The sequence below is a fragment of the Nakamurella sp. UYEF19 genome (assembly GCF_040546275.1).
GTDB lineage: Bacteria > Actinomycetota > Actinomycetes > Mycobacteriales > Nakamurellaceae > Nakamurella.
In genome coordinates this window covers 14,747-34,525 of the sequence record NZ_JBEPNO010000003.1, presented here as the reverse complement: position 1 = coordinate 34,525, position 19,779 = coordinate 14,747, and the positions used below count along the sequence as shown (strand labels likewise).

Annotated in this window: 18 protein-coding genes; 8 read left to right on the top strand and 10 right to left on the bottom strand. The window is 67.7% G+C overall.

What is annotated here, in order from left to right; all coding sequences use genetic code 11:
- Positions 1-54: 54 nt before the first annotated feature.
- On the bottom strand, positions 55-1,578 hold the full coding sequence (exaC, locus tag ABIB25_RS06365) for an acetaldehyde dehydrogenase ExaC (protein ID WP_354527594.1): 1,524 nt from the start codon (positions 1,576-1,578) through the stop codon (positions 55-57).
- Between the two features lie 143 nt (positions 1,579-1,721).
- Positions 1,722-3,002: a helix-turn-helix domain-containing protein gene (locus ABIB25_RS06360; RefSeq protein ID WP_354527593.1), complete on the bottom strand. Its 1,281-nt coding sequence runs from the start codon at positions 3,000-3,002 to the stop codon at positions 1,722-1,724.
- Between the two features lie 108 nt (positions 3,003-3,110).
- Here ABIB25_RS06360 and ABIB25_RS06355 point away from each other — a divergent pair, with 108 nt between their 5' ends.
- The 6 genes from ABIB25_RS06355 to ABIB25_RS06330 all read left to right on the top strand — a co-directional run bounded on the left by ABIB25_RS06355 (position 3,111) and on the right by ABIB25_RS06330 (position 9,108).
- Positions 3,111-3,515 carry a TOBE domain-containing protein gene (locus tag ABIB25_RS06355; RefSeq protein ID WP_354527592.1) on the top strand — a complete coding sequence of 135 codons (405 nt, stop codon included), beginning with the start codon at positions 3,111-3,113 and terminating at the stop codon, positions 3,513-3,515.
- Positions 3,512-4,399 (top strand): molybdate ABC transporter substrate-binding protein, encoded by an 888-nt coding sequence (modA, locus tag ABIB25_RS06350; protein ID WP_354527591.1) that lies wholly within the window; start codon positions 3,512-3,514, stop codon positions 4,397-4,399. Before ABIB25_RS06355 ends, modA begins: the two co-directional genes overlap by 4 nt.
- Before the next feature lie 67 nt (positions 4,400-4,466).
- The gene (locus ABIB25_RS06345) at positions 4,467-5,279 is read left to right on the top strand and encodes an ABC transporter permease (protein WP_354527590.1); all 813 of its coding nucleotides are present in this window, start codon (positions 4,467-4,469) and stop codon (positions 5,277-5,279) included.
- Positions 5,276-6,373 (top strand): sulfate/molybdate ABC transporter ATP-binding protein, encoded by a 1,098-nt coding sequence (locus ABIB25_RS06340; protein ID WP_354527589.1) that lies wholly within the window; start codon positions 5,276-5,278, stop codon positions 6,371-6,373. Before ABIB25_RS06345 ends, ABIB25_RS06340 begins: the two co-directional genes overlap by 4 nt.
- Positions 6,374-6,553: 180 nt before the next feature.
- On the top strand, positions 6,554-7,315 hold the full coding sequence (locus tag ABIB25_RS06335; RefSeq protein WP_354527963.1) for an HAD-IIA family hydrolase: 762 nt from the start codon (positions 6,554-6,556) through the stop codon (positions 7,313-7,315).
- 143 nt (positions 7,316-7,458) lie between these two features.
- Positions 7,459-9,108, top strand: coding sequence for an AMP-binding protein (locus ABIB25_RS06330; protein ID WP_354527588.1), 1,650 nt, complete (start codon positions 7,459-7,461; stop codon positions 9,106-9,108).
- Positions 9,109-9,138: 30 nt separating this feature from the next.
- Here the strand turns inward: ABIB25_RS06330 and ABIB25_RS06325 are convergent, their stop codons facing one another.
- The gene (locus tag ABIB25_RS06325) at positions 9,139-9,777 is read right to left on the bottom strand and encodes a VanZ family protein (protein WP_354527587.1); all 639 of its coding nucleotides are present in this window, start codon (positions 9,775-9,777) and stop codon (positions 9,139-9,141) included.
- Between the two features lie 156 nt (positions 9,778-9,933).
- Here ABIB25_RS06325 and ABIB25_RS06320 point away from each other — a divergent pair, with 156 nt between their 5' ends.
- A complete protein-coding gene (locus ABIB25_RS06320; protein WP_354527586.1) occupies positions 9,934-10,554 on the top strand; it encodes an HAD family hydrolase in 621 nt (206 codons plus the stop codon).
- Between the two features lie 67 nt (positions 10,555-10,621).
- On the opposite strand, the gene ABIB25_RS06315 is transcribed toward ABIB25_RS06320, so the two are convergent.
- The 5 genes from ABIB25_RS06315 to ABIB25_RS06295 all read right to left on the bottom strand — a co-directional run bounded on the left by ABIB25_RS06315 (position 10,622) and on the right by ABIB25_RS06295 (position 16,974).
- On the bottom strand, positions 10,622-11,581 hold the full coding sequence (locus ABIB25_RS06315) for a hypothetical protein (protein WP_354527585.1): 960 nt from the start codon (positions 11,579-11,581) through the stop codon (positions 10,622-10,624).
- Positions 11,582-11,798: 217 nt separating this feature from the next.
- Entirely contained in the window at positions 11,799-12,866 is a 1,068-nt protein-coding gene (locus ABIB25_RS06310) for a LuxR C-terminal-related transcriptional regulator (protein WP_354527584.1), read from the bottom strand.
- Between the two features lie 3 nt (positions 12,867-12,869).
- A complete protein-coding gene (locus tag ABIB25_RS06305) occupies positions 12,870-14,507 on the bottom strand; it encodes a sensor histidine kinase (protein ID WP_354527583.1) in 1,638 nt (545 codons plus the stop codon).
- 11 nt (positions 14,508-14,518) lie between these two features.
- The gene (locus ABIB25_RS06300; RefSeq protein WP_354527582.1) at positions 14,519-16,417 is read right to left on the bottom strand and encodes a sensor histidine kinase; all 1,899 of its coding nucleotides are present in this window, start codon (positions 16,415-16,417) and stop codon (positions 14,519-14,521) included.
- A gap of 206 nt (positions 16,418-16,623) precedes the next feature.
- Positions 16,624-16,974 (bottom strand): hypothetical protein, encoded by a 351-nt coding sequence (locus ABIB25_RS06295; protein ID WP_354527581.1) that lies wholly within the window; start codon positions 16,972-16,974, stop codon positions 16,624-16,626.
- A gap of 160 nt (positions 16,975-17,134) precedes the next feature.
- Here ABIB25_RS06295 and ABIB25_RS06290 point away from each other — a divergent pair, with 160 nt between their 5' ends.
- A complete protein-coding gene (locus tag ABIB25_RS06290) occupies positions 17,135-17,521 on the top strand; it encodes a cold-shock protein (protein ID WP_354527580.1) in 387 nt (128 codons plus the stop codon).
- 122 nt (positions 17,522-17,643) lie between these two features.
- On the opposite strand, the gene ABIB25_RS06285 is transcribed toward ABIB25_RS06290, so the two are convergent.
- Both ABIB25_RS06285 and ABIB25_RS06280 read right to left on the bottom strand, forming a co-directional pair.
- Positions 17,644-18,153, bottom strand: a complete 510-nt coding sequence (locus ABIB25_RS06285) for a DUF2771 family protein (RefSeq protein WP_354527579.1) — start codon at positions 18,151-18,153, stop codon at positions 17,644-17,646.
- A 26-nt stretch (positions 18,154-18,179) separates the two neighbouring features.
- Entirely contained in the window at positions 18,180-19,772 is a 1,593-nt protein-coding gene (locus ABIB25_RS06280; RefSeq protein WP_354527578.1) for an MFS transporter, read from the bottom strand.
- Positions 19,773-19,779 lie beyond the last annotated feature (7 nt).

The window sequence follows — 19,779 nt, the reverse complement described above, 5'->3', positions numbered from 1 at the left end:
GGCAGCCTCGGTGAGGCCGATGCGCGTCTGCTGAACGCTCAGATCGGTCACGGTCTAGAAGAATCCGAGAGCGTCGGGAGAGTACGACACCAGCAGGTTCTTCGTCTGCTGGTAGTGATCCAGCATCATCCGGTGGTTCTCGCGGCCGATACCGGAAGCCTTGTAGCCGCCGAACGCAGCACCCGCCGGGTAGGCGTGGTAAGAGTTCGTCCAGACCCGGCCGGCCTGGATCCCGCGGCCGGCCCGGTAGGCACGCGCACCGTCACGGCTCCAGACGCCCGCGCCCAGGCCGTACAGGGTGTCGTTGGCGATCTTGATGGCGTCGGCCTCGTCGTCGAACGAGGTGACCGAGACGACCGGGCCGAAGATCTCCTCCTGGAACACCCGCATCGAGTTGTTGCCCTCGAAGATGGTGGGCTGCACGTAGTACCCGCCGGCCAGGTCGCCGCCGAGCTCGTTGCGCGCGCCGCCGGTGAGGACCTTCGCGCCCTCCTGCTTGCCGATGTCCATGTACGACAGGATCTTCTCGAGCTGGTCGTTGGACGCCTGCGCACCGATCATGGTGTCGGTGTCCAGCGGGTTGCCCTGGATGATCTTCTCGACCCTGGCCACCGCGTCGGACATGAACTTCTCGTAGATCGAGCTCTGCACGAGTGCGCGGGACGGACAGGTGCAGACCTCGCCCTGGTTCAGCGCGAAGAGCGCGAAGCCCTCCTGGGCCTTGTTGTAGAACGCGTCCTGCTCGGCCGCCACGTCGGCGAAGAAGACGTTGGGGCTCTTGCCGCCGAGCTCCAGGGTGACCGGGATGATGTTCTGGCTGGCGTACTGCATGATCAGCCGGCCGGTGGTGGTCTCGCCGGTGAACGCGATCTTGGCGATGCGACTCGAGGACGCGAGCGGCTTGCCGGCCTCGACGCCGAATCCGTTGACGATGTTCAGCACTCCGGCCGGGAGCAGGTCGCCGACCAGTTCGATCAGCTTGAGGATCGACCAGGGGGTCTGCTCGGCCGGCTTCAGGACGACGCAGTTGCCGGCGGCCAGGGCCGGCGCGAGCTTCCACACGGCCATCAGGATCGGGAAGTTCCAGGGAATGATCTGCCCGACGACGCCGAGCGGCTCCTGGAAGTGGTAGGCGACGGTGTCGCCGTCGATCTGCGTCAGGCTCCCCTCCTGAGCGCGGATGCACCCGGCGAAGTAGCGGAAATGGTCGATGGCCAGCGGGATGTCGGCCGCCAGGCACTCGCGGACCGGCTTGCCGTTCTCCCAGGATTCGGCGACCGCGATCATCTCGAGGTTGGCCTCCAGGCGATCGGCGATCTTGTTGAGGATGATCGCGCGCTCGGTGTACGACGTACGGCCCCAGGCCGGAGCGGCACCGTGCGCTGCGTCGAGCGCGAGTTCGATGTCCTCGGCCGTGCCGCGAGCGACCTCGGTGAAGGCCTTTCCGTTGACGGGCGACGGGTTCTCGAAGTACTCGCCCTTGACGGGAGCGACCCACTCGCCGCCGATGTAGTTCTCGTAGCGGCTCTGCACGGTGACCGTGCTGCCGGGCTGTCCTGGTGCGGTGAATACGGGCATCGCGTGACCTCCTTGTCCTACCGCCCTCGGCCGGATGACGGCACAGGCGGACGCGTCTGACGGCCCGGTTGTCCCGGGTCGAGTCGAAGACTAGGAGCGGCAACGCTGCAACAAGGCTGCAACCGTCAGAGGGGACGCTGCAGTCAGCGCAGACCCAGCTCGCGGTCGAGTCGTTGTGCCTCGGAAGTGGCAACGGCCCGTAGCGGGGAGGTGCAGGGCAGCAACTCGGCCTGACGTCTCCACATGACGAGATCCTCTGCACCCCAGCGGGTACGGGTCCAGGAAGCCATCAGATCAGGGACCTCGGAGGTGAGCAGGGCGGCCCGCACCCGACGGTGCAGCCGATCGCGAATCTCCACGACCCCCGGAGATTCGGAGTACGGCAGGAGCGGGCCTCGATAGGCGGCGGCCGCGTCCTCCGCCCGGCCGGCCTCCAGGTGGGCGGCGACCTGCTGCCAGTCACCCTGCGCCGGCCCCACCAGCCGGTAGGGGCGGGACTGCAACAGATCGGCGTCCAGCAGGGTGCGCAACCTCGTCATCTCCGATCGCATGGTGGACCGGTGGACGTCCTCCGGGTACACCTGGATCTCGAGCTGCTCGCCGGTGATGCCTTCCGGCCGGTCCATCAAGAGCACCAGGATCTCGCTGTGACGAGGACTCAGCCGGATGACTCGGCCGCCGATCATCACCGAGCAGTCGGGGCGGCCGAGAGCCTGGACGGCCAGCGGTGCAACGGTTCTCGCCGAGACCGAGGAGAGGCGACGGGTTGTCGGCTTGGCGACGGACTCCACGGCACTGATCCTGGCCAGCTCGATCTCGGCCATCCGGGCGGCCGCCCGGACCATGCCCAAGGTCTGCGGCGAGGCGACGTCGTCGCTGCCGGTGATATCCAGGACGCCCAGGATGGCCTGCGTCGCCGGATCGTGGATCGGTGCTGCTGCGCAACTCCAGTGCTGGACGGATCGGTTGAAGTGTTCGGCAGCCTCGATGACGACGGGCGCGTCCAGCCGGAGTGCGGTGCCGGGAGCGTTGGTCCCCACGAACTTCTCGTCCCACGAGGTGCCCTCGGCGAAGTTAATGGCCTCCGCCCTGCGGAGCACGCCGGGTTGGCCGCAGACCCACAGCAGCTGACCCTTCTCGTCCCCGAGGGCCATCACGCACTCGCAGTCCTCCGCAATCCGCCCGAGGATGTCGTACAGCAGCGGGAAGACCCGGGACAGGCGGTGCTCGCCGCGGTAGTCGGCCAGCGCCCTGTTGTCGAGGGTGACCGGTGCCAGATCGTGCTCGGCGTTGATGCCGGCGTCGACGGAACGACGCCAGGAAGCCGCGACCAGCGAGCGGATCCGGGAGTCCACGGTTCCGGTCTCCAGGAAGGCCGAGTGGGCGCGCAGGAGTTCGGGCTGGCCAGGACCGTTCCGCGACACCCCCCCCAGTAAAGCGCGGTTCGCCCGGACCCGCCACCATGACGGCACGATCACACCTTGATCGCGGTGGATGCGAAGTTCCGTATCTGCGGTACTACTGTGTCGCTCATGACGCAGTTCCGTATCAGTGAGGCCGCCGGCTTGCTCGGGGTCAGCGACGACACGGTCCGTCGGTGGGTGGACGCCGGATCGTTGACGGCTACCAAGGACGCCGCGGGCAGGTCGGTGGTTGACGGAGCAGAACTGGCATTGTTCGCCCAGAACCATGCCCACAGCGTTGCCGATCCGTCCGGTGTCGGCCGGTCGGCGCGCAACCAGTTCGTCGGTCTGGTCACCTCGGTGATCACCGACAAGGTGATGGCCCAGGTAGAGATCCAGTGCGGACCACACCGTGTGGTCTCCCTGATGAGCAGTGAAGCGGTGCGTGAGCTGGACCTGAAGGTCGGCTCGCTGGCAGTTGCGGTGGTCAAGGCCACCACGGTCATCGTTGAAACCCCGAAAGGACGATCGTGAGATCTGCTCGATTGATCGGTGCCCGGCTCGTCGGCGCGATCGCGGCCGCTGCCCTGGTGCTGACCGCCTGCTCCTCGACCTCCAGCACCGCGACCACCACATCCGGCACCAGCGCTGCGGTCTCGACCAGTTCCTCGAGCGCGCCCGCCGTCTCGGCGCCGGCCTCCTCGGTTCCGGTGTCCAGCCCGGCGGTGGCGTTGACCGGGACGGTGGTGGTGGACGCGGCCGCGTCGCTCAAGAAGACCTTCACCGCGCTCGGCGCCGAGTTCGAGAAGGAGAACCCGGGCGTCAAGGTCTCGTTCTCCTTCGATGGGTCCGCTGTGCTCGCCACCCAGCTGATCGGTGGCGCCCCGGTTGACGTGTTCGCGTCTGCCGACAAGAAGAACATGGCCAAGGTGACGGCGGCGAAGCTGATCACCGCCACGCCGACCGAGTTCGCCACCAACACGCTCCAGATCGCCGTGGCAGCGGGAAATCCCAAGAAGATCGCCGGGCTCAAGGATCTGACCGCGGCCGGCCTGAACGTCGACCTGTGTGCCGTGGCCCAGCCCTGCGGCGCCGCGGCCGAGACGGCCCTCAAGGCTGCGGGAGTCACCGTCACGCCGATCAGCCGCGAACAGAGTGTCACCGCGGTGCTGACCAAGGTCGAGTCCGGCGATGCGGACGCCGGGCTCGTCTACAAGACCGACGTGCTCGGCGCAGCCGGCAAGGTGACCGGCGTCGACTTCGCGGAAGCCTCGAAGGCGGTCAACCACTACCCGATCGCGGTTCTCGACGCAGCTCCGAACGCCGCTGCAGGCAAGGCCTTCGTCGCCCTTGTCACCGGCGCCACGGGTGCGAAGGTGCTGGCGGCAGCAGGTTTCGGCCCGCCGGCGACCTCGTAGCAGTCCGCCGGCCGGTTGGCGTCCCCGCATGCGGGAAGATCCTGGGACCGTGCGGGAGGATGACGGGATGACGGCGAACTTCGACGCCTCCGGCCGGTCGGTGCCGCGCATCCTGCTCGTCCCGGCCGTCATCGGCGTGCTGTTCCTGCTGCTGCCCCTGATCGCCCTCTTCGCGAAGGCGAACTGGGCGCAGTTACCGGCGGCGATCTCGTCGGAGTCGTCGGTGCGGGCGCTCACGCTCTCGCTCAAGTGCGGTGCCATCGCCACCGTCGTCTGCCTGCTGCTGGGCGTGCCGATGGCCGTCGTGATGGCACGTTTCGAGGGCCGATGGGTCCTGCTCCTGCGCGGCCTGACGACGTTGCCCCTAGTCCTCCCGCCATTGGTCGGTGGGATTGCGCTGCTCTACCTGCTGGGTCGCAACGGCCTGATCGGACGGCAGGTCACGACCATCTTCGGGCAGATCCCGTTCTCCACCGCTGCCGTGGTGATCGCCGAAGCCTTCGTCTCGCTGCCGTTCCTGGTGCTGTCGCTGGAAGGCGCCCTGCGGACCACCGGCACCCGCTACGAGGTGGTCGGCGCCACATTGGGAGCCGGGCGCTGGACCGTGTTCCGTCGGATCACCCTGCCTCTGGTCGCACCCGGCCTCGTCTCGGCGACCGTGCTGTGCTTCGCCAGATCTCTTGGCGAGTTCGGGGCGACGGCGCTCTTCGCGGGCAGCCGTGAGGGTGTCACCCAGACCATGCCGTTGCTCATCTACGAAGCGTTCAACAGTGCCGGTGCCGACCAGGACTCGGCCATCGCGCTGTCCCTGCTGCTGGTCGTGGTCTCGGCGGTCATCCTGGTGCTGATCCGGCCCTGGCGATCGGCGGTACCGCGGTGACCGCCGAGCTCAGGGTGTCGTTGTCCGTGCAGCGCCAGGACTTCACGGTGCGGGCACGTTTCGACGTGCCGACGGGCGAATCGGTCGCCGTCCTCGGGCCGAACGGGGCGGGCAAGTCCACCATCCTGTCGCTGGTCGCCGGTTTGCTCGCGCCCGATGCGGGCACGGTCGCACTGGACGGCCGGGTGCTCACGTCCATCGGATCCGGCCGGCCGTTCGTGGTGGCTCCGAATCGTCGTCGCATCGGGCTGATGGGTCAGGATCCGCTGCTGTTTCCGCACCTGTCTGCCCTGGAGAACGTCGCCTTCGGCCCTCGCTCCCAGGGTCGCTCCCGTTCGGTCGCACGGTCGGCCGCCGGTGAGTGGCTGGAGCGAATGAGTCTGTCCGGCCTAGCTTCTCGCCGACCCGTGCAGTTGTCCGGTGGTCAGCGGCAAAGGGTCGCGCTGGCCAGGGCGCTGGCCGCGGAGCCGCAACTCCTCCTGCTCGACGAGCCGCTCGGCGCCCTGGATGCCGGGACGGTGCCGGAGATCCGGCAGGTGCTGCGGACCCACCTCCGCGACTCGGGGACCACCAGCCTGCTGGTCACCCACGACGTGCTCGACGCGGCAGTGCTGGCGGACCGGATCATCGTCGTCGAGAAGGGCCAGATCGTCGATGACGGACCGACCGCCTCGGTGCTGGCCGCGCCCCGATCGTCGTTCGGAGCGACGCTGGCCGGTCTCAATCTGATCAGCGGCACGGTCGTCGAGCGGGCCGCCGGCGGTGAGGGTGCGGTGCTGATGACGGGATCGGGCTGGCAGTTGACCGGGATTGCCGCCGACGAGCTGACGCCGGGCGATGTCGGCGCCGCGGTCTTCCGGCCCTCGGCCGTCTCGGTCTTCGACCGGGAACCCGGCGGTAGCCCCCGCAATCACTGGCCGGCAGTGATCGCGTCCCTCGAGGCGGGAGTGGCCGCCGTCCGTCTCCGGACGGCCGGACCGCCCGAGGTGGCCGTCGACGTCACGCCGGCCGCGGTCGCGGAGTTGGCCCTCGAGCCCGGCGGTCGGGTGTTCCTGTCGGTCAAGGCGACCGAGGTACTGGTCCATCGCCGGTGAACCGGCTGGTCTTCGTCACACCCCGGCGAGCTTTTTTCGTCCACTTCGGTGAGAGCGGGCGGGCCGGGTGGGCGAGTAGGGCGGGTCCGGGTGGGAGAGAATGTTCGAGTGACCGCATCGAGTACCGAGCCTGATCCGGCCGGGATCCCCACACCGCAGGCCGCGCAATGGTCGTACCTGATGGACATGGACGGCGTCCTGGTCCACGAGGACCACATGATTCCCGGCGCCGACCAGTTCATCGACGAGCTCAACCGTCGCGGCGCGAATTACGTCGTGGTCACCAACAACCCGATCTACACGCGGCGGGACCTGCGGGCCCGGCTGCTGGCCACCGGGCTCGACATCGCCGAGGACCGGATCTGGACGTCGGCGTTGGCCACCGCGCGATTCCTGCACAGCCAGCGCCCCGGTGGTTCGGCGTACGTGATCGGTGAGGTGGGACTGACCACGGCGATGCACGAGGCCGGGTACGTCCTCACCGACCGCGATCCGGACTACGTGGTGCTCGGCGAGACGCGGACCTATTCCTTCGAGGCCATCACCACCGCTATCCGGCTGATCGAGAAGGGTGCGCGGTTCGTCGCCACCAATCCGGATGCCACCGGGCCGAGTCGGCAGGGACTGCTGCCCGCCGCGGGCGCGGTGGCCGCGCTGATCGAGAAGGCCACCGGCAAGCAGCCGTACTTCGTCGGCAAACCGAATCCGCTGATGATGAGGTCCGCGCTGCGGGCGATCGGCGCACATTCGGAGTCAACGCTGATGATCGGCGACCGGATGGACACCGACGTCATCGCCGGGCTCGAGGCCGGGCTTGCCACCATCCTGGTGATGACCGGGATCTCGACCAGAACCACCATCGAGCAGTACCCGTTCCGGCCCTCCCTGGTGATCGAGAGCGTCGCCGACCTGATCGGCCACACCGAGAACCCTTTCGGCTGAGCCGTTGCCGCCCGTCGCGTCCTGCAGAGCGTTCGCTATAGCGCGCGCTGTGCAGGACGCAACGGGATTGTGCGGACCGGATACGCCCGGAAAGGGTGGCGGATCGGTCCAGCGCAGGTGAGGATGTGACGATGGGTTCAACGATGACTGCTCCGCTTGTGTTGCCGTCCTACTCCAGCTCCGCCTCGGACAGGCCGCTGCTGGGCGACACCATCGGACAGAACCTGTCCCGCACGGTAGGGGCGTTCGGCGATCGACCCGCGGTGGTGGACGTCGCCGCCGGCCGTTCGTACACGTACTCGGAGTTCGGCACGCTCACCGACGCGCTCGCCCTCGCCCTGCTCGCCGATGGCGTCGAGGTCGGTGATCGGATGGGAATCTGGTCGCCCAACTGCGCCGAGTGGATGATCACCCAGTTCGCCACGGCGAAGATCGGGGCCGTCCTGGTGACCATCAATCCTGCCTACCGGACGCACGAGCTCGAGTTCGTGCTGAAGCAGGCCGGTATCTCGGTCCTGGTGTCCGCCAGGGAGTTCAAGACGAGCAACTACGCCGCCATGATCACCAAGGTGCGTGACCAGTGTTCTGCGTTGCGCCGGATCGTCTACATCGGAGGCGATTTCGATGCGTTGCTGGAGAACGGATCCGGGATGGACCGTCGCCTGCTGGACGCGATCATGCTCTCCGCGGACCAGCCCATCAACATCCAGTACACGTCGGGGACCACAGGTTTCCCCAAGGGCGCCACCCTTTCCCACCACAACATCCTGAACAACGGATATTTCGTGGGCGAGGGGTGTGCCCTCACCGAGAACGACGTGATCTGCGCTCCGGTCCCGCTCTACCACTGCTTCGGCATGGTGATGGGCAATCTCGCATCGACCAGCCACGGTGCCTGCATCGTCTACCCGGCGCCTGGCTTCGACCCAGCCGCAACCCTTTCCGCGGTGCAGGAGTACCAATGTACTGCGCTGTACGGGGTTCCGACGATGTTCATCGCAGAGCTGGCCCTGCCGAACGTCTCCGAGTACGACCTGTCGAGCCTGCGCACCGGAATCATGGCCGGGTCGCCCTGCCCCGTCGAGGTGATGAAGAAGGTCATCGCCGATTTCGGGATGACCGAGGTGACCATCGCCTACGGGATGACGGAGACGTCACCGGTCTCCACCCAGACCGGTCTGCACGACGGGGTCGAGGAGCGGACGTCGACGGTCGGGCGGACCCATCCACACCTGGAATCCAAGGTCATCGATCCGATCACCGGTCTGACCGTGCCGCGCGGGGAGCCCGGTGAGCTGTGCACACGGGGCTACTCCGTCATGCTCGGTTATTGGGACCAACCCGAGAAGACCGCCGAGGTCATCGATCCGGCGCGGTGGATGCACACCGGGGACCTGGCGGTGATGACGGAGGCCGGCTATCTCAACATCACCGGCCGCATCAAGGATCTGGTGATCCGCGGCGGCGAGAACGTCTATCCCCGTGAGGTCGAGGAGTTCCTCTACACGCATCCGGACATCATCGACGCGCAGGTGATCGGCGTCCCCGACAAGCGGTACGGCGAAGAACTGATGGCATGGGTGCGCATGCGCGAGGGGGCGACACCCCTGACGGCGGAGGACATCCGGGAGTTCTGCACGGGCCGCCTCGCGCACTTCAAGATCCCGCGGTACGTGCACATCGTCGACGACTTCCCGATGACGGTGACCGGAAAGGTGCGCAAGGTGCAGATGCGCGAGGAGGCGGTCGGTCTGCTCGGGCTGCAGGCGGACGCTGCGATCACTACGGCCTGAGACCGGTCATCGGTGGCGGAGGACCCCGGCTCAGAGCCGGGTCGCCCGTGCCACCCGGCGTGGGGAGTCCGCCGCCGCGCTGCGGCCGGCGAGATAGCGCCTGCGGCGCCGGATCCTGCGCCGCAGGGCGGGCAGAGAGATCAGGAAGCCCAGCAGGGCGCCGCCGGTGTTGGCCATCACGTCCTGGAGCGACGCCACCCGATGTGGGAGCAGCACCAGCTGTGTCAACTCGATGAAGCCCGATGCCGCGGCGGCGTACAGCACGACCAGATAGTTGTGGCGCCGCAGGGCCAACGACCCCAGCAGACCCAGCGGGACGAACATGAAAACGTTTGCGGCGTTCTGGATGAAATCGAAGGTAATCCAGCTCGGAAGGCCGTGCCGGTGTGCCCGCTCCAGATAGTCGTGCAGCGCGCTCTGGCCACCGGGGTCCGGTGGCCCCGGCCAGAAGACGATGACGGCGATCGCCACCAGGATCACCACCAGGAGGGTAGCGGCGCCTCGCCGGGCCCGCTGATCAAGGCGGGCCGGATTCCCGGATTGCGGGCGCCGGCGGACATCCGACCCGAGGGGCGGTCGGTCAGAGCGATCCAGCGGGGCTGCGATGCCGCCGAGGTTCGTCGTGCTGCGGGTGCCGGTGGCACCGTCAGCGTGGTCGGGAGACATCATCGAAGTCCATCGTAGAGGTGCCCGCTTCGCGCAAAACGGAGGTTTCGACCACAAAGCGTGGCTGAAATCACATCTGAAGTAACGTTGCGGTCACCATCGGGCCTCAGGCCGAATCATGGGGTGGTCGGGGAGGTGCCCGCGCCTACGCTGGCCACCGTGAGCTTCACCGTTGGTTTCGACCTCGACATGACCTTGATCGACCCTCGCCAGGGCATGATCGAGGTCTTCGCCGTCCTTGCGGACGAGTTCGGCATCCCGTTGGACGGGCCTGGTTTCGCCAACCGCCTCGGCCCGCCGCTGAGTCACGAGCTCGCCCGCTACGACCTCGACGAGAATCTTGTGCAGGCGATCATCGCGCGCTACCGGGCGATCTACCCGGGTATCGCCATTCCGCGGACGGTCCCGATGCCCGGTGCCATTGCTGCTCTCGAGTCCGTCTCGGCCCGTGGTGGCCGGGCAGTCGTGGTGACCGCCAAGTACGGACCGACGGCCTGCAAGCACCTGGAGACCCTCGGGGTGCAGGTCGCGGCGGTCGTCGGAGACCTGTGGAGCACGGGCAAAGCAGTCGCGCTGCAGGAGTACGGGGCCGAGGTGTACGTCGGTGACCACCTGGGTGACATCACCGGCGCCAGGGCGGCCGATGCTCTTGCGGTAGCCGTGGCCACCGGCCCGATCAGCGCGGCCGACCTGGCCGCAGCCGGCGCCGACGTCGTCCTCGAAGACCTGACCCGATTCCCGGAGTGGCTCGACTCGTACCTGCTGGCCACCGTCCACTGATCGGTGGTTGTGCTGGTCCTGCCGACCTGCTGGAGCACCCGCGGCCACCCATCAGGTCGGCCGGTAGTCACTTGAGCCGGGTCAGCAGCAGGTGGGCCGCCGCGAACAGACCTTCCTCGTCGCCGTCCGGTGCCTGTTCGATCGAGATCATCCGCGTACCGATCACGATGTCCAGAGCACTGCTGGAGAAGTAGGCGGCATCGCCCAGATTGGGGATCGGCTTGGCCGTGAAGGTTCTGGTCGATTCGAACGACTTCACCTTGGTGGGGTCGATCTTGGCGTACAGGACGACCGTGACGTAGTGATCTGCGCTGGTCTCGTTTTCGAATGTGCACCCGTTGGCGGTTCCGAGAGGGCCCAGGTGCACGCGATAGGTAGATTCCTTGGATTTCATGTCGAAGAGGCGGGACACTTCAGCACTGCTCAGCAGACACTGATGCGCTGCCCCAGGGATCTGCACTGCCGACGCCGGAACGCTCGACGCCGGAACGCTGGACGTCTCCTGGCCCGGCAGCCCGCCACCGGGTGCCATGCATTCGATGAGAAAGCCGCCCAACGCGTTGCCCGCGGCGCTGAGGCCGGGCGGGATGGCGGCACCGGACTTGGCGGCGGCCGCCAGCAACGCCAGATCGGAACGATCGAGGCGGCTGACGATGCCGGTCACGCATCCCGGATCGGCGGTCCGATGCAGCCGCGTCTTCATCGTCGCCACCCACCAAGTGGTGACCTCTTGAATCTCCTTGACCCGGGAAGGTCCACCGGCCGCCCCGGCGGAACCCGGTGTCGCCGGTGTCGCCGACAGCGTCGACGACGGTTGGGGGACGGGGGCAATCGTGCCGGTACCGGATGTCGCCACGGGCGGGGCGGACGTGACAGCCGCGGTGGGGGTCGGGCCGGAAGCAGTGGTGGCGGGTGCGGCGTTGCCGCTGCCGTTTGCACAGCCGGCCAGCGTCAGCAGTCCGGCGAACCCCAGCACGAGGGCGAGCCTGCGCGGTCGTGATCCGGGTCCATCAATGGTTCGAAACATGTTTTCTCCTCGTGGATTTCGATTGTCATCACGATAGGAAGAGTTGGCATCGGGCCGCCGCAGTGCTGGCACGGAACGAGATCGCCGACAGGTCGTGCACCCGTGCGTGTCAGCACTGTCCCCGGGTCACGACTGTCCCCGGGTCACGACTGTCCTGGGTCACGACTGTCCTGGGTGACGACTGTCCTGGGTGACGACTGTCCCGGGTCACGACAACCTAGCGTTGATCGAGCCACTGGATGACGGCCTGCACCCGACGGTTACCGGCCGGATCGTCCCAGATGTCCAGCTTCGTCAGGATCGATCTGACGTGCGACTCGACGGTGCGGGCCGACAGGACGAGTCGGTCGGCGATGGCCACGTTCGAAAGCCCCTGGGCCATCAACTCCAGGACGGTCCTCTCGCGATCCGCCAAGGTCGACAGCTGACCGGCGGTCCGGTGTCGCGCCAGGAGTTCCGAGGTGATCATCGGGTCGATCACGGTGCCCCCGGAGGCGACCGTGCGGGCGGCCTCGAGGAATTCGTCGATCTTGGTGACCCGCTCCTTGAGCAGGTATCCGATACCGGCGCTCTGATCGTCGAGCAGGTCGGCCGCTGCCGACGCCTGCACGTGCTGGCTCAGGATCAGAACGGCCAGATCCCGTTGCTCCGTGCGAAGAATGCGGGCGGCGCGCAGGCCCTCGTCGCCGTGCCCTGGCGGCATCCGGATGTCGGCGATCAACAGGGCCGGTCGCGTCGCCCGCACCGCGGAGAGCATGGTTTCGTAGTCCGCGGCCTCGGCGACGACCGATATGCCCTCGGCTCGGAGGAGGCTGACGATGCCGGCGCGGATCAGCGCGACATCCTCTGCGACAACGACTCTCAGCCGTTCCGCGGCCGCGCGGCCGCGCCAGTCCAGGCGGTGCACCCCGTCCAGCTCGGTGCCGCCCGACGTCCATTCGCCGGCGCTGACAGTCGGTAGCAACATGTGGACGATGTCGGTGGCCAGGATGTCGCCGGCCTGCCCCTGCCGCGCCAATTGCATGATCCAAGCGAACTTTGCGTGCTGGTCGGCATGGTCGGTCTCGTCGATCTCGAACACCCCGACCGCGATCGACGTGCCGAGCCCGAGTCGTTGCAGGCTGACTGCCAGCTGCATCGCCGACGATGCTCCGGCGAACAGGATCACGGCCGGGTGTGACGTAGGGCGCCCGCCGTGACGCTCGACGAGGCCGGCCCGGACTGCGCCGAGACTCTCCGGGGCGGGATCGAGATCGGACCAGGCCAGCAGCGCGGTCGTTGCCATGGGTCACCCATCGATCGGAATGCTGATGAGCCAGCGAGGATCTGATCTGACCACGGAACCGTCGAGAGCCGAGATCCGGTCCAGTAGAAAGGGTTCAGGCGGGATGGACCTGCTGATCTGCAGTGCCGTCCGGCCATCGTCCTCCAGCATGCCGATCGTCGCCCCCGGATCCGGCATCACCGCGAGATAGGCCGTCATCTCGACCGCTGCCGGGAATCTGCGGTCCGGCGTCCCTGGTCGATTGATTGCCCCCACCAGGCCCTGGGTGGTCAGAGCAGACGGGAAGAGGCCGTGGGAGATCGTCCGCACCCGGGCTGTGATCGCACGCAGCCGATCCGCCACCTCTTGCATCGATGGACCGGCAGGCCCCTGACCCAGGTCCGCCGCGACGTTGCCGAGGTCGAGCAGGGGCCCGGCCAGCAGCTGGCTGCGCAGTGCTGCGCGGGGGGCATCAACCGCATGCAACAAGCGCGCGGCCAGCAGTCGACTTCGTTCGAGGTCACTTCGCGCCGAGGCCAGCAGGCTCTCGGTCTCCATACGCAGCCCGGCAGCCGTCGCCACCAGTTCGACGGCATCGGGCCTGGCCGTGGGGGCCGCATCGAGTTCGACCAGTCCGATGGTCTTGTCACCGCGGCAGAGGACGGCCACACCCCGATCGCTCCGATCGACGGCAATGCTCGCCGGTCGTCCCCGGACGTCGATCCACTGCCGGTCGGCGTCATCCGCCGGGTAGAGCACCCTGATGGTGGGATCGGCCAGCGCGCGGGACAGGAACTGCTCGACGTCCTGGTCGTGCCGGTCCTGCGACGGTGGGGTGGCCCGCGTGGTGGGCCCCTGGGGAGGTGACTGCGGATGACGGACCATCAGGTCGATCCAGGTCGCGCCGCCGGCCATCGCTGACACCAGGACCGCCGGCAGGAAGATGATGACGTTCGTCGTGGCGGAGGTCAGCTCGGCCGTTGGTGCGTCCAATTCCAGGACGGCGGTCCACGCGCCCGTGCCGATGGTGGTGATGGCCCATCCGACGGCCGGGTAGACGAACGGTCGGAGGACCGAGCGACCGATGGCCGAATTGGATCGGTATTCCCTGCCGACGGCCACGGCGCCGACCACGACGGCAAGGGCGACGAGGACGGTGCGACCGAGATGTAGAGCAGCGAGCCACCAGACGATCGGTCGCGCCGATCCGACGTACCACCAAGACGTCGGCACGGTGCCCAGCGCCCAGGCGCAGATGACGATGACCACACCCAGTGTCGCCGTCAGAGCGAAACACGAATCGATCACGAGCCGTGCGCCGGGCCTGCCCCGGAGGGCCGGGTGCCGGGTGGCCAGCACCGCAGGAAGCAGGACGAGCGTCATCGACACGAGCCCGGTGACGGGCGTCATCACTCCGAGCGATGTCGTTCGGCAGGCGGCCAGGTCGGCAGCGATGACGCACACGCCGATTAGCGGTCCGGTCCATTCGCTCGGGTGTCGTCGCAGTATCCAGGCGGCCAGCACAGGAGCGGAGATCGCCGCGGCGCAGAGAAAGATGACCTGCCCGCCGGAACGATTCATCAGTTGGCCCGAGGAGATGAGCGCGCCAAGGCCGACGACGAGGGCGCAGCCGACGACCAGGGCCATGGCTGCGACAGCCACCCATCTGATGTTCATCCGGATCCGACTGCCGATTCCACCGGCAACGGCGCCGTGACGAGCCCAGCCGTGACGGGCGCGGCGGAAGCCGACCGGTGCGCGGTGATCGAGATGGTGGTGCCGGTACCCGTCCCCGATCTGGTCCCGGAAGGGCCGGACACCACAATCGTCCCGGAGAAGCCGTCGACCCGACGGGCCAGGCCGGCGGGCACCTGGTGGACACCGCCACGACCGTCGTCCCGGATCTCGAGCTCGACCGTCAGCTCCGAGATGTTGAGGTCTATCCAGACATGGCCGCCAGCAGAATGTTTCACCGCATTGGTGAGCGCCTCGCCGGTCACCAGGTAGAGATCGAGACAGAGCGGGTCGCCGGCCGGCAGGTCACCGACGACGCTCGACGAGGTATCGATGGGACACGTCGCCGCCAGCGATCGGATTGCGTTGGTCAGTCCGGCGGAAAGAATTGGCGGAGTGGCCGAATCGATCAACGAGAGGATTTCGGCACTGGTCAGGCGGAGCTGGTCGACCAAGGCCGTCACCGCCGCGGCGCGCACGCCCCCGTTCTGCTCGACCACATCCCGTCGAGCGGACAGACCGGCAGTGAGGGCGATCCCGACGAGCATCTGCTGCGCTCCATCGTGCAGGTCGCGTTCCAGATCGATTCGACCACGGTCGGCGGCTTCGACGAGGGCGCGAGCAGCGCGGGTCACCTGCGTCCGACGGGCGTCGGCGAGGGCCACCGCGCGTTCGTTGATGGTCCGGGCCTGGACGGTGCTGATGGCCAGATCTGTCAGCAGCGGCGGTAACGACAGGCTCCGGTCGACATCCAGACCGGCGATGATCTCCCCGTCTTCGTCCCTGACCGCCAGTAGTTCCCGACCGGGCAGCAGACCCGGCATGTCCATCCCTGAATCATCGATCCATCGACCATCAGCCCCGGCATAACGCACCTGCGCGGTCGGGTCACCCAGGCAGGTCGCCGCGGCGGCAGACGGACTGACCATCGGCGTGGCCGATCTCAGATCGACCACCAGGCGGCGGCGTCCCGCGGCGACCGCGCGGTTCCGGCGCGATGCGCCGATCAACACGCCCAGCCCGACCGCGCCGAACATCGAGTAGCTGCCGAAAAGGGCGCCCGTCAACAACCAGGTGTTTCCGCCCTGAGGCGCGAGAACAGCTGCGAACAGCTGGATGCCGAGGTCCTGGATCAGCAGTGCCAGGCAGACGAACCCGCCGGCCACGACGATCGGAGTGATGAGCGGGCGCATACCGAGTGGAACTGCGCGACGACGCCGGATCAGCACGATCAGGACGATGGCCGCCGGCAGCGAATCGAACAGCAACGCCTGGAGTGGATCCAGCAGGTGCCGGACCCCGGGCACGCTGAACAAGGCCTCAGGAGCATCCGGCCACGCCACCGAGGGTGCTGCGGATCGATTGAACACGCTGCCGACGAGAACGATCAACGCATCGCCGACTCCGAAGAACACCACGAGGCGGCGCACTCGAGGGCGTAGCCGCCCGGTCGGCCAGCCCAGCACCACCGTGGCCAGCAGGGGAGACTCGAAAGCCATGAACCAGAGGAGTTCGTTCGCCCAGGCCGACCCGGGCCAGTTCCAACCGATCATCCACAGGCAATCGCAGAGCGCTGCTGCGTAGAGCAACCGCCCGGTCGGGTTGGCCGGAGCGCGTCCCCACCGCCACAGCCCCACGCCCAACGCCAGCCCGATGCTGGACCAGCGCAAGATGATCAGCACCAGGTCCTTGGTGGTGAACTCGGCGCCCCGTCCCCAGTTGGAACAGGTCAGGACCAGCCCGGCAACACCCGCGAGCAGACCGGCGACGGCCGCGGTCAGGATGACCGGACGCGATCCGGGGATCCGACGCGACGTCGGGGGAGCTTTTCCGATCATCAGCCACCGGCCCCTTCTGCTGCCGGCAGGGTCATCGATGTGGATGGCCCCACCATGGCAACGGTCGTGTGCGTCGTCGGCATCCGAACTTGCCAAGAGACGCTACGCCAGGATGTCCGATTCCGATCGGCCGCGCAGCAGTGCCAGCACTGATCCTCGACCAGCCGCCCGAACTGCCGGCGCGGGGAGCGAGCAGGTATGGCGGGCTACTTCTCGGCAGCCGCCTTGCGTGCTGCCATGGCTGGCGAGGACGAGCGGTTCTCGCGGACGACGGCGATGAGCCCGAGGCCCAGCCCGACCGGTGCGAGCATCGCGGTGAGGTTGATCCAGAGCGGCAGATCCCGGGAGCCGGATGCGAACAGGATCATGTCCGCGAAGATGGCGACCAGCCCGATCGCGAACACGATCATGCCGATCTTCGCCAGCGGAGCGGCCTTGCGGCTGGCCTTCGACCGCGCTGCGGTCCGCATCCTGACCGGTGGCTCCTCGCGCACGGGCGGGGCGCCGTCGGTGTTGCCGGAGGCTGGGACGGCGGAGGGACGACCAGGGCTGGACACATTCCCGAGAATAGTCGCCCACCACACGGACCCCTGGGTTCGAGCGGGAAGGAAGTGCTCTGCATCACCAGTACTGTGGATGGTTGTGCCAGCACAGCGGTGCTGGTCGACGGCCGAGTCGGCCGTCATGAGCGTGTGAGTGACAAGGATGGTGAGTTTGGTGCCGGCCGGCAAAGTGAAGTGGTACGACGCGGACAAGGGTTTCGGTTTCATCGCCCAGGAGGGCGGCGAGGATGTGCACGTCCGATCCTCGGCGTTGCCGACGGGTGTCGCGACCCTGAAGCCGGGGCAGAAGGTGGAGTTCGGTGTTGCCGACGGTCGTCGCGGCCCGCAGGCACTCCAGGTCATCCTGCTCGACACGCCACCCTCGGTGGTGGCGGCGACCAGGCGACCGGCCGAGGAATTGCACGGTCTCGTCGACGACATGATCAAGATGCTCGAATCCAAGGCTCTGCCCGATCTTCGGCGGGGTCGCTACCCGGAGCGGGCGATGGGTGGCCGGATGGCGACCGTCCTCCGCGCCGTCGCCTCGGAGTTGGAGTCCTGATTCAAACGTCCTGACGTGCCAGTTGGCTCGCAGTGCGGATACAGGAGGCCGCGTTCCCTTTCGGGAACGCGGCCTCTTTGCTGGCTTGGTCGCGGGCAACTTCCGATCCGCGGGAAGCGAGGTCAGGGTGCCGGAGGGGAGGTGACGACGGCCGAGGAGGCAGGCGCCGGCGTGATGACAAGCACCCACGTCCGCGAGGCGGTGATCGACGTACTGCCGCTGGTGTCCAGCGTGGGCACCAGGCCCGACTGCACCTCGACCCTGGTCAGCTGGGTGCCTTTGCCCAGGGCCGGCAGGGTGTACGCCAGTTGACCGTCGGTGAAAACCTCGGTCCGGCCGTTCTGGGCCTTGCCCGCGGCGTCCTTGTACTCGAAGACGACAACCCAAGGAGTGTCTCCGATCTCGGTCGGGACGTTGATCTGCAGATACTGCTCGGGTGCCATTTCGAGATGGCCGTCGTTGGAAAGATCCGTCGGCGCCGGGCAGTCGACCGTCAGGGTGGTGGTGTTCACGTCGCAGAACAGTTCGGGCGAGACCTCGATCGCGGTCCGGTTCCCGTAGAACGTGACGACCGGTTTCGGCACCGTGCACCCGGTGAGCAGCAGGGCGGCCACGATCAGCGTTCCGGCCACCCGTGCGAGTCGAAGTCTTCGGGTGCTCAATCCTTGCCGGCCTTCCGGATTCGCCGACCGGGCTTTGCCCCGGCCGCTGTGGTGCCACCCTCGGCCGGGTGGCCCGAACCGTAGGCGGCGGTGCGTGTCTGACCGGAGAACCCGCCGACCTCTGGGAGTACTGCGGTGGTGGGCGAACCGGGACGGGCCAGGCGGTCGGTCTGGTGGCCGGTCTTCTTCCGACTGCCGCGGGCGGGCAGCTTCGGCAACATCGTTCGACCGGACCGGACGAGCCAGCACTGCACCAACCCGACCAGCAGCAACACCGTGATGGTCCCGAAGCCGATCGCGTAGACATTGGCGTGGCCGAAGGTCCAGACGCCGCCCAGGAGCAGCCCGACCACACCACCGAAGACCCAGCCCAGCTGGAGGACGGATTCGCTGACGCCGAACCCCGAGGCGCGACTCTCCTCTGGCAGGTGCCCTTGGATCACCGAATCGAGGCTGACCTTGGCCAACGACGACGCCGTCGAACCCACGAAACCGACGATTGCGGCAGTGGCCAGCCCCGGGATCAGGATCGCGATGATGGTGGAGACCAGCACGCTCACCAGCGCGATGAGCGACATCGTCTCCGGCGCCGAGAGGGTCAGCCGCGCGCCCATCGTGTTGCCGATGAACCCTCCGATGCCGGCGGCCGCGCCGATGACGCCGAGCAGCAGCAGCTGGGTGAACGCACTGTGCGCCGGCTGCGGGTACTGGCTCTTCACGACGAAAGCGATGAACAACGCCAAAAAGCCGGTCTCGACCCGGATCATGCTGTTGGCCCACAGGGTGGCCACCACGATCTGCGGGAAGCCTTTCTTGGTGCCGGAGTCGGCCTGCTTGACCGGTACCTCGCCCTCGGTGGACTCCACCCAGGACGGGATGCGCAGACACAGGATGCCGCCGGCGACCGCGCAGGCGGCCATGAAGAACAGGGCGCCGGGGGAACCGGCGATCTTGGACAGCCCGGCCGCGATGGCTCCGGCGACAGCACCGGCGATCATCCCGAAGGTGGTCAGCCGTGAGTTCGTCTTGACCAGGGTGATCTGCTCCGGCAGCACCCGCGGCGTCAGGGCTGCCTTCAACACACCGAAAGCCTTGGACAGCACCAGGTTTCCGAGCGCACAGGGGTAGATCACCCACGGGTTGAAGTTGCTGAAGTTGAAGGCCATCAGGATGGCGAGCAGTGCCCGCCCGAAACTCGACAGCGCCAGCGCCAGCCGTCGACCGTGCTGCAGACGGTCGAGCATCGGTCCGATGAACGGCGCGATGAAGGCGAACGGCGCGACCGTGATGACCAGGTAGAGCAGCACCCGGCCCGTCGATTCGGCGGTGGCCGCGGCGAAGAAGAGGGTGCCGGCGAGCGAGACGGCCAGCACGGCGTCCACCGCGTAGTTCGCCATGACGGCGTAGGTCAGCGCGGTCAGGCCCGACTTGTCCGCGCCGTCCGCCGTGGTGGCCCGGTGGAACATCTGCACGCCGCGGTGGGTCAACTCGCGACTGCGCAACGCGGCGACCCTGGTGACGGTGAGCTTGCGGGGACTGCGCATTCCGGGCTTCGCCGATGACGCGTCCGGCAGGTCCGCGTCGGTCATCGGCTCC

What these genes read in the sequence shown, in the direction of transcription:
- exaC (WP_354527594.1), bottom strand. Translation starts at nt 1,578, where the DNA reads ATGCCCGTATTCACCGCACCAGGACAGCCCGGCAGCACGGTCACCGTG.
- ABIB25_RS06355 (WP_354527592.1), top strand. Translation starts at nt 3,111, where the DNA reads ATGACGCAGTTCCGTATCAGTGAGGCCGCCGGCTTGCTCGGGGTCAGC.
- ABIB25_RS06345 (WP_354527590.1), top strand. Translation starts at nt 4,467, where the DNA reads ATGACGGCGAACTTCGACGCCTCCGGCCGGTCGGTGCCGCGCATCCTG.
- ABIB25_RS06335 (WP_354527963.1), top strand. Translation starts at nt 6,554, where the DNA reads ATGGACATGGACGGCGTCCTGGTCCACGAGGACCACATGATTCCCGGC.
- ABIB25_RS06330 (WP_354527588.1), top strand. Translation starts at nt 7,459, where the DNA reads ATGACTGCTCCGCTTGTGTTGCCGTCCTACTCCAGCTCCGCCTCGGAC.
- ABIB25_RS06325 (WP_354527587.1), bottom strand. Translation starts at nt 9,777, where the DNA reads ATGATGTCTCCCGACCACGCTGACGGTGCCACCGGCACCCGCAGCACG.
- ABIB25_RS06315 (WP_354527585.1), bottom strand. Translation starts at nt 11,581, where the DNA reads ATGTTTCGAACCATTGATGGACCCGGATCACGACCGCGCAGGCTCGCC.
- ABIB25_RS06310 (WP_354527584.1), bottom strand. Translation starts at nt 12,866, where the DNA reads ATGGCAACGACCGCGCTGCTGGCCTGGTCCGATCTCGATCCCGCCCCG.
- ABIB25_RS06300 (WP_354527582.1), bottom strand. Translation starts at nt 16,417, where the DNA reads ATGATCGGAAAAGCTCCCCCGACGTCGCGTCGGATCCCCGGATCGCGT.
- ABIB25_RS06280 (WP_354527578.1), bottom strand. Translation starts at nt 19,772, where the DNA reads ATGACCGACGCGGACCTGCCGGACGCGTCATCGGCGAAGCCCGGAATG.